6 protein-coding genes are annotated in these 7,408 nt (G+C 65.6%); all 6 read left to right on the forward strand.

Annotated elements, in window-relative coordinates:
- The first annotated feature begins 255 nt into the window (after window positions 1–255).
- The 6 genes from E3C22_RS23575 to E3C22_RS23600 all read left to right on the forward strand — a co-directional run bounded on the left by E3C22_RS23575 (window position 256) and on the right by E3C22_RS23600 (window position 7,065).
- Window positions 256–1,701 (forward strand): homospermidine synthase, encoded by a 1,446-nt coding sequence (locus E3C22_RS23575; protein WP_134764340.1) that lies wholly within the window; start codon window positions 256–258, stop codon window positions 1,699–1,701.
- Window positions 1,702–1,885: 184 nt separating this feature from the next.
- The gene (locus tag E3C22_RS23580; RefSeq protein ID WP_134764341.1) at window positions 1,886–2,254 is read left to right on the forward strand and encodes an Omp10 family outer membrane lipoprotein; all 369 of its coding nucleotides are present in this window, start codon (window positions 1,886–1,888) and stop codon (window positions 2,252–2,254) included.
- Window positions 2,255–2,609: 355 nt separating this feature from the next.
- Window positions 2,610–3,671, forward strand: coding sequence for a ferrochelatase (gene hemH / locus E3C22_RS23585; protein ID WP_134764342.1), 1,062 nt, complete (start codon window positions 2,610–2,612; stop codon window positions 3,669–3,671).
- Between the two features lie 149 nt (window positions 3,672–3,820).
- Window positions 3,821–5,425 (forward strand): inorganic phosphate transporter, encoded by a 1,605-nt coding sequence (locus E3C22_RS23590; RefSeq protein WP_134764343.1) that lies wholly within the window; start codon window positions 3,821–3,823, stop codon window positions 5,423–5,425.
- Window positions 5,426–5,589: 164 nt separating this feature from the next.
- Window positions 5,590–6,600: an SPFH domain-containing protein gene (locus E3C22_RS23595; RefSeq protein ID WP_134764344.1), complete on the forward strand. Its 1,011-nt coding sequence runs from the start codon at window positions 5,590–5,592 to the stop codon at window positions 6,598–6,600.
- A gap of 6 nt (window positions 6,601–6,606) precedes the next feature.
- Window positions 6,607–7,065, forward strand: coding sequence for an NfeD family protein (locus E3C22_RS23600; protein WP_134764345.1), 459 nt, complete (start codon window positions 6,607–6,609; stop codon window positions 7,063–7,065).
- Window positions 7,066–7,408 lie beyond the last annotated feature (343 nt).

Raw genomic sequence — 7,408 nt, forward strand, 5'->3', positions numbered from 1 at the left:
CGCCTGCGCTTTGACGAGCGGCGATGCGCCCCGGCCACCTGTCGGACGTTGGGGCAATCTGCAGGAACCGGCGTTGCGCCGGCGGGCTCGAACGCTACTTCGCGGCGCGGCGGCTTTTTCGGGTTGAAGCCGACATTTCGCTTTTATTTGACACGGAAACCGTCTAGCGCGGCGCCAACCAGAACCCTCACCCGAGCCCCGTCACCGGGGCCGGACACGCGCCGTTTCCCCGCGCCCAAGGAGTTGATAGCCAAGATGGCCGACAGCCAGCATCAGGTTCACGCCAAGATTTCCGGCCCGGTCGTGATGATCGGCTTCGGCTCGATCGGCAAGGGCACGCTGCCGTTGATCGAGCGGCATTTCGATTTCGACCGCAGCCGCTTCGTCGTCATCGATCCTGACGATTCGGATCGCGCGCTGCTCGACGAGCGCGGCATCCGCTTCGTCCACGAGGCGGTGACGCGCAAGAACTACGAGGAGCTTCTCACCCCGCTTCTCACCGAGGGCGAAGGCCAGGGCTTCTGCGTCAACCTTTCGGTCGACACCGGCTCGCTCGATCTCATCAAGCTCTGCCGCAAGCTCGGCGTTCTCTACATCGACACCGTCGTCGAGCCGTGGCTCGGCTTCTATTTCGACAAGAACATGTCGAATGCCGAGCGCACCAACTACGCGCTGCGCGAGACGGTCCGGAAGGAAAAGAAGAAGAGCCCCGGCGGCACCACGGCGGTCTCCTGCTGCGGCGCCAATCCCGGCATGGTCTCCTGGTTCGTCAAGAAGGCGCTGGTCGACATCGCCCGCGACACCGGCATGGAGTTCGACGAGCCGGGTTTCGACGATCGCGAGGGCTGGGCCAAGCTGATGAAGAAGGCGGGCGTCAAGGGCGTCCACATCGCCGAGCGCGACACCCAGCGGGCCAAGCACCCCAAGCCGATGAACGTGTTCTGGAACACCTGGTCGGTCGAGGGCTTCCTGTCGGAGGGCATGCAGCCCTCGGAGCTCGGCTGGGGCACCCACGAGAAGTGGATGCCGAAGAACGCCCATCGCCACAAGAAGGGCTGCCAGGCGGCGATCTTCCTCGAGCAGCCGGGCGCCAACACCCGCGTCCGCTCGTGGTGCCCGACCCCCGGCCCGCAATACGGCTTCCTGGTGACGCACAACGAGTCGATCTCGATCGCCGACTACTTCACCCATCGCAACAAGGACGGCGAAGTCACCTTCCGGCCGACCTCGCACTACGCCTATCATCCGGCGAACGATGCGGTCCTGTCGCTGCACGAGCTGTTCGGCGCTGCCGGCAAGATCCAGCCGGAGCTGCACGTCCTCGACGAGAACGAGATCGTCGACGGCATCGACGAGCTCGGCGTGCTGCTCTACGGCCACGAGAAGAACGCCTACTGGTACGGCTCGCAGCTCTCCATCGAAGAGACCCGCCAGCTCGCCCCCTATCAGAACGCCACCGGCCTGCAGGTGACCTCGGCCGTCCTCGCCGGCATGGTCTGGGCGCTGGAGAACCCCGAGGCCGGCATCGTCGAGGCCGACGAGATGGACTACAAGCGCTGCCTGGAAGTCCAGACGCCCTATCTCGGTCCGGTGAAGGGCTATTACACCAGCTGGACGCCGCTGGTAGACCGGCCGGGCCTCTTCCCGGAGGACATCGACGAGAAAGACCCCTGGCAGTTCAAGAACATCCTCGTTCGCTGACCCCGCGGCATGCGGGGCGTGGCCTTCACGCCTCGCCGGGCTCCCTATTCAGGGGAAAAGCGCCGCTCGGCGGCATTTTCCCTTGACCCTCGGGGCGTCCCGTTCTGAAACACTTCCGGGTTGTCGCAAGCCGGCCCGCATCGCAAAAAAAGACGTCCCACGGCCCATAAACGAGGATGAGTTGATGCGCACACGCGAAACGGCAGTCGCTGTCACCCTGATCGCCCTGGCGCTCGGCGCCTGCACCAGCGGCGGCCCCCGCGCCTCCGTCGCGCCGCGCCAGCAGGGCATCGAGGGGCACTGGAATGCCATCGGCGGACCGGTCGCCTACAGCGCCACCTTCAACAACGGCCGTTTCGCATCGATCGAGCAGGGCACCGGCGGCGTATTGGCGACCGGCACCTATTCGCAGCTCGGCCCCGGTCAGATCAACATCCTCTACACCTCGCGCACGACCAATCAGCAGCAGTCGGCGAACTGCAACCTCGTGCAGTCGAACCGTCTCGCCTGTGCCGCATCCAACGGCACGCGCTTCGAGTTTTCCCGCGCCTGAGGCGGCAATGTCGGGACCGGCCCGGCCGGGCCGGCGGAAATGGAATGTTGCTGATCGACCGTCCGGCGCCAAGCCGGGCGGTCTTTTCGTCGAATGCGTTGTCTTCGACGCATTCAAATAAAGCTGCAAACCCCTATATCGAAACCGCCAACGGCTGGACCTTGAGGCGCCACCCGAACGGGTAAGCGCGATCGGGCGCCAGGCGCGCCCCCGTGGTCCGGCGACGATTTCAACACCGAGAGCGCGACGGAACGAGATTTGCCCGTCATCGCGCTTCATGATTCTGTTTGCGCATGATCTTCTCTGGAAACCGGCTGCCGCTTTTCAGGATCATGCTCCAGTTCGGGACTTGCGAATGAACGCCCTCACCAAGACGGTCGCCGAGCGGTCGACTGGCCCCCTTCCGGAAGGCCACCCCCCGGTCAAGGCTGCCAAGATCGGCGTCCTCCTCGTCAATCTCGGCACGCCCGACGGCACCGACTTCAAGCCGATGCGCCGCTATCTGAAGGAATTTCTCTCCGACAAGCGCGTCATCGAGTGGCCGCGCATCGCCTGGTACCCGATCCTCTACGGCATCGTCCTGAACACCCGGCCGAAGAAGTCCGGCGCCGCCTATGCCGAGATCTGGAACACCGAGCGCAACGAGTCGCCGCTCAGAACCTTCACGCGGGCGCAAGGGGAAAAGCTCGCCGTCCGCCTCGCCGGCCACGGCGAGGTCGTCGTCGACTGGGCGATGCGCTACGGCAGGCCGTCGATCGCCGAACGCGCCGACTATCTGATGGAAAAGGGCTGCGACCGCATCCTGGTGTTCCCGCTCTATCCGCAATATTCGGCATCCACCACGGCTACCGTGAACGACAAGTTTTTCGAACACATGATGGCCCAGCGCTGGATGCCGGCGGTGCGCACCGTGCCGGCCTATCACGACGAACCGGTGTATATCGACGCCCTCGCCCGCTCGATCGAGAGCCATCTCGCCACCCTCGATTTCGAGCCGGAACACGTCATCGCCTCCTATCACGGCATTCCGCAGAGCTATTTCAGGAAGGGCGACCCCTATCACTGCCACTGCCAGAAGACCTCGCGGCTCCTCAACGAACGGCTCGGCTGGCCGAAGGGCCGGCTGGTCACCACCTTCCAGTCCCGCTTCGGCCCGGAGGAATGGCTGCAGCCCTATACCGACAAGACGGTCGAGAAGCTCGCGAAGGAGGGGGTGAAGTCGATCGCCGTCCTCAATCCCGGCTTCGTCTCCGATTGCCTCGAAACGCTGGAGGAGATCGCCGGCGAGGCGGGCGAGATCTTCCACGAGGCGGGCGGCGAGAATTTCTCGCACATTCCCTGCCTCAATGATTCCGATCCCGGCATGGACGTCATCGAGGCGATGGTGCGCCGGGAACTGCGCGGCTGGCTGGACTGACGAGGTCACCACCGTGCTGCCACGCGGCCCATGCGTCATCCGACTGTAAAATAAGCTGATTAATGATCCGAGCTGGTTCCCGACCGGCTCGGCCACCGGACCGGATCGGCTGAACCGTGGCGCCAGTCAGATTCGGGAGACGTCGGTTCATGTCGGCAGAAGTTCAAGCTGAGAATACGGGGGCCGGTTCGCCCTTCGACCTGACGCGGCTCGGGCTCGTCTTCGTCGTCCTGCTGGTCGGAGTGACCGCCTATTTCATCTACTGGGCCTTCGGCTACACCGAGGGACACTTTCCGACGATTCTGGTGCTGGCGACGCTGTTCGGCGTCTTCATGGCCTTCAACATCGGCGGCAACGACGTCGCCAACTCCTTCGGCACCAGCGTCGGCGCCGGCACGCTGACGATCCAGCAGGCGCTGGCGATCGCCGCGATCTTCGAGGTCTCCGGCGCGGTCATCGCCGGCGGCAGCGTCACCGACACGATCCGCGACGGCATCGTCGATCTGTCCCGGATCGCGGTCGAGCCGGCCGATTTCATCTACATCATGATGTCGGCGCTGATCGCCGCGGCGCTGTGGCTGATGTTCGCCTCGAACAGAGGCTGGCCGGTCTCGACCACCCATTCGATCGTCGGCGCCATCGTCGGCTCCTCGATCACCCTCGGCATCCTGTCGAGCGGCTCCGACACCGCCTTCTCGCTCGTCCAGTGGGGCAAGGTCGGCCAGATCGTGATTTCCTGGGTGCTGTCGCCGGCGCTCGGCGGCATCATCGCCTATTTCCTGTTCCGCGAGATCAAGAAGCACGTCCTCGCCTATAACGAGGCGGCCGAGCAGAAGCTCGAGGAGATCCGCCAGGAAAAGCGCGAGCACGCCCGCAGGCACAAGGAAGCCTTCGAGCGCCTGTCGGAGATCCAGCAGATCTCCTACACCCACACCATGGCACGCGACGCCCACATCATGGCGGACCGCGACTTCGAACCGGAAGACCTCGAATCCGACTATTTCCGCGGCCTCCAGAAGTTCGAGCGCCAGCGCAAGGAGCTGCATCCCCACCGGGCGATCGAGAGCTTCGTCCCGCCGATCGCCGCCGTCGGCGCGATGGTGATCGCCGGCATGCTGCTGTCCAAGGGGCTCGGCAATCTGAAGCTCGACCTCAGCCTGCTGCAGGACGGGTTGATCCTCGCCATGGTCGGCGCCATCGTCTGGATCGCCGTCTATGTCTTCGCCCGGGCGCTGAAGGAGCGCCAGCTCGGCCGCGCGACTTTCCTCCTGTTCTCCTGGATGCAGGTCTTCACCGCGGCGGGCTTTGCCTTCAGCCACGGCTCCAACGACATCGCCAACGCCATCGGCCCCTTCGCGGCGATCCTCGACGTCCTGCGCACCGGCAATGTCGGCCAGAACGCCCCGGTCCCGACGATCGCCATGGTCACCTTCGGCGTCGCGCTGATCGCCGGCCTCTGGTTCATCGGCAAGAACGTCATCCAGACCGTCGGCCACAATCTGACGACCATCCACCCGGCCTCGGGCTTTTCGGCGGAGCTTTCCGCCTCGGCCGTGGTGCTGCTCGCCTCGATCCTCGGCCTGCCGGTTTCGAGCACGCACATCCTGATCGGCTCGGTGCTCGGCATCGGCCTCGTCAACAACTACACCAACTGGAACCTGATGAAGCCGATCGCCTTCGCCTGGGTGGTTACCCTGCCGGTCGCGGCGGTGCTCGCCGCCATCGGCTTCGTGGCGCTCAGGGCGGTGTTCTGACCCTCCATTCCCGCGGCGCACCACGCGCCGGAGCGACATTGCGGATCTCGAAAGCGCCGGCGTCCATCGCCGGCGCTTGCGTTCGGCAGGAATGACGCGATAGTCAGCCGGGGCCTTCTGCATCCGCCGCCCGGCCGAGAGGCAGGCGGCCCTTGGAGTTCGGCATGTTCACATCCGCCAGCATTCTTCTGATCGTCGTCCTGTTTTTCGGCGTCATCGTCCTGACGTCGACGATCAAGATCGTCCCGCAGGGCTACAATTACACCGTCGAGAATTTCGGCCGCTACACCCGCACGCTGGAGCCCGGCCTTTCCATCCTCGTGCCCTTCATCGAGCGCGTCGGACGCAAGATGAACATGATGGAGCAAGTGCTCGACGTGCCGACCCAGGAGGTCATCACCCGCGACAACGCGTCCGTCGCGGCGGACGGCGTCGCCTTCTACCAGATCCTCGACGCCAAGGCGGCCGCCTACGAGGTGTCCGGGCTCGACAACGCCATCCTCAATCTCGTGATGACCAATCTTCGCTCGGTCATGGGATCGATGGACCTCGACGACCTTCTGTCGAACCGCGACACCATCTCGGAGAAGATCCTGCGCGTCGTCGATCAGGCCTCCCACTCCTGGGGCATCAAGATCACCCGCATCGAGATCAAGGACATCAATCCACCGAAGAACCTCGTCGACGCCATGGCAAGGCAGATGATGGCCGAGCGCGAGAAGCGCGCCGAGATCCTCGAGGCGGAAGGCTCGCGCAACGCCGCGATCCTTCGGGCCGAGGGCGAGAAGCAGAGCCAGATCCTGCAGGCCGAGGGCAAGCGCGAGGCCGCCTATCGCGAGGCCGAGGCGCGCGAGCGGCTGGCCGAGGCGGAAGCGACGGCGACGCGGCTCGTCTCGGAGGCGATCTCGGCGGGCGACGTCCAGGCGATCAACTACTTCGTCGCCCAGAAATACACCGAGGCGCTGGGCAAGCTCGCCACGGCGCCGAACCAGCGTGTCGTGCTGATGCCGCTCGAAGCCTCGTCGCTGATCGGCTCGGTCTCCGGCATCGCCGAGATCGCGCGGGCCGCCTTCGGCGCGGATGCCGGGCCGACGGTGCCGCCCTCGCCGCCCCGTCCGCGCCAGGGCCGCCCGGGCTTCAGGGTGCCGGACAGCGGCTCGGCGCCGGCCGAGTGACCTGACATGGACGCGCTTTTCGAGACGCTCGTCGACTATGGCTGGTGGATCGCCGGCCTGGTCCTCCTGATCCTCGAGGTGGTGCTCCCCGGCGTCTACCTCGTCTTCTTCGGCATCGCGGCGCTGATCGTCGGCACCAACGCCTTCTTCCTCGGCGGCACCGGCTGGTTCGGCTGGCCGCAGCAGGTGATCGCCTTCGTCGTCGTCTCGGCGGTCTGCCTCTATCTCGGCCGGCGCTGGTACGGCACCCGGCCGGAGATCGACGAGGCCTCGCCGATCAACCGGCGCACCAGCCGGCTGATCGGCCGCGAGGCGCGGCTCTCCGAGGCGATCGTCGACGGAAGAGGTCGGATCGCCATCGAGGACAGCTGGTGGAGCGTCTCCGGACCTGACCTGCCCCAAGGCGCCCGGGTGCGGGTGACCGGCGCCGACGGCGCCGTGCTGGCGGTCGAGCCGCTGGAGTGAACGAGGGCACCGCGCTGCCTTTCCGGCTTGGGCAGGTGTCGAACGCTCCCGCATCGTCCCGGCGGATCGCTCGAAGCCCCGCACCGCCGGCGACGCTTCGATCTCCCCGCTTGCGGGGGAAATGAGTGGCAACCCTGACGGGGGTATGGCGCCCGCGTCGGGACATGTCGGCGCCCGTCGCGCCCCCCTCTGCCTGCCGGCATCTCCCCCTCAAGGGGGCAGGCGAATCGCATATGGCCGGCGGTGATTTGAAGCTGATCGGGCTTGCGGTTTTGGCTCTGATTGATTCTGGAAGCATCCATGGAGATGTCCCGTGGAGGCGAAGATGGATCGATTTGTCGAA

The organism is Jiella endophytica, assembly GCF_004519335.1.
GTDB classification, from domain to species: Bacteria; Pseudomonadota; Alphaproteobacteria; order Rhizobiales; family Rhizobiaceae; genus Jiella; species Jiella endophytica.

Excerpts from the sequence above, each read along its gene's own strand:
- E3C22_RS23575 (WP_134764340.1), top strand. The coding sequence starts at position 256 with ATGGCCGACAGCCAGCATCAGGTTCACGCCAAGATTTCCGGCCCGGTC.
- E3C22_RS23580 (WP_134764341.1), top strand. The coding sequence starts at position 1,886 with ATGCGCACACGCGAAACGGCAGTCGCTGTCACCCTGATCGCCCTGGCG.
- hemH (WP_134764342.1), top strand. The coding sequence starts at position 2,610 with ATGAACGCCCTCACCAAGACGGTCGCCGAGCGGTCGACTGGCCCCCTT.
- E3C22_RS23590 (WP_134764343.1), top strand. The coding sequence starts at position 3,821 with ATGTCGGCAGAAGTTCAAGCTGAGAATACGGGGGCCGGTTCGCCCTTC.
- E3C22_RS23595 (WP_134764344.1), top strand. The coding sequence starts at position 5,590 with ATGTTCACATCCGCCAGCATTCTTCTGATCGTCGTCCTGTTTTTCGGC.
- E3C22_RS23600 (WP_134764345.1), top strand. The coding sequence starts at position 6,607 with ATGGACGCGCTTTTCGAGACGCTCGTCGACTATGGCTGGTGGATCGCC.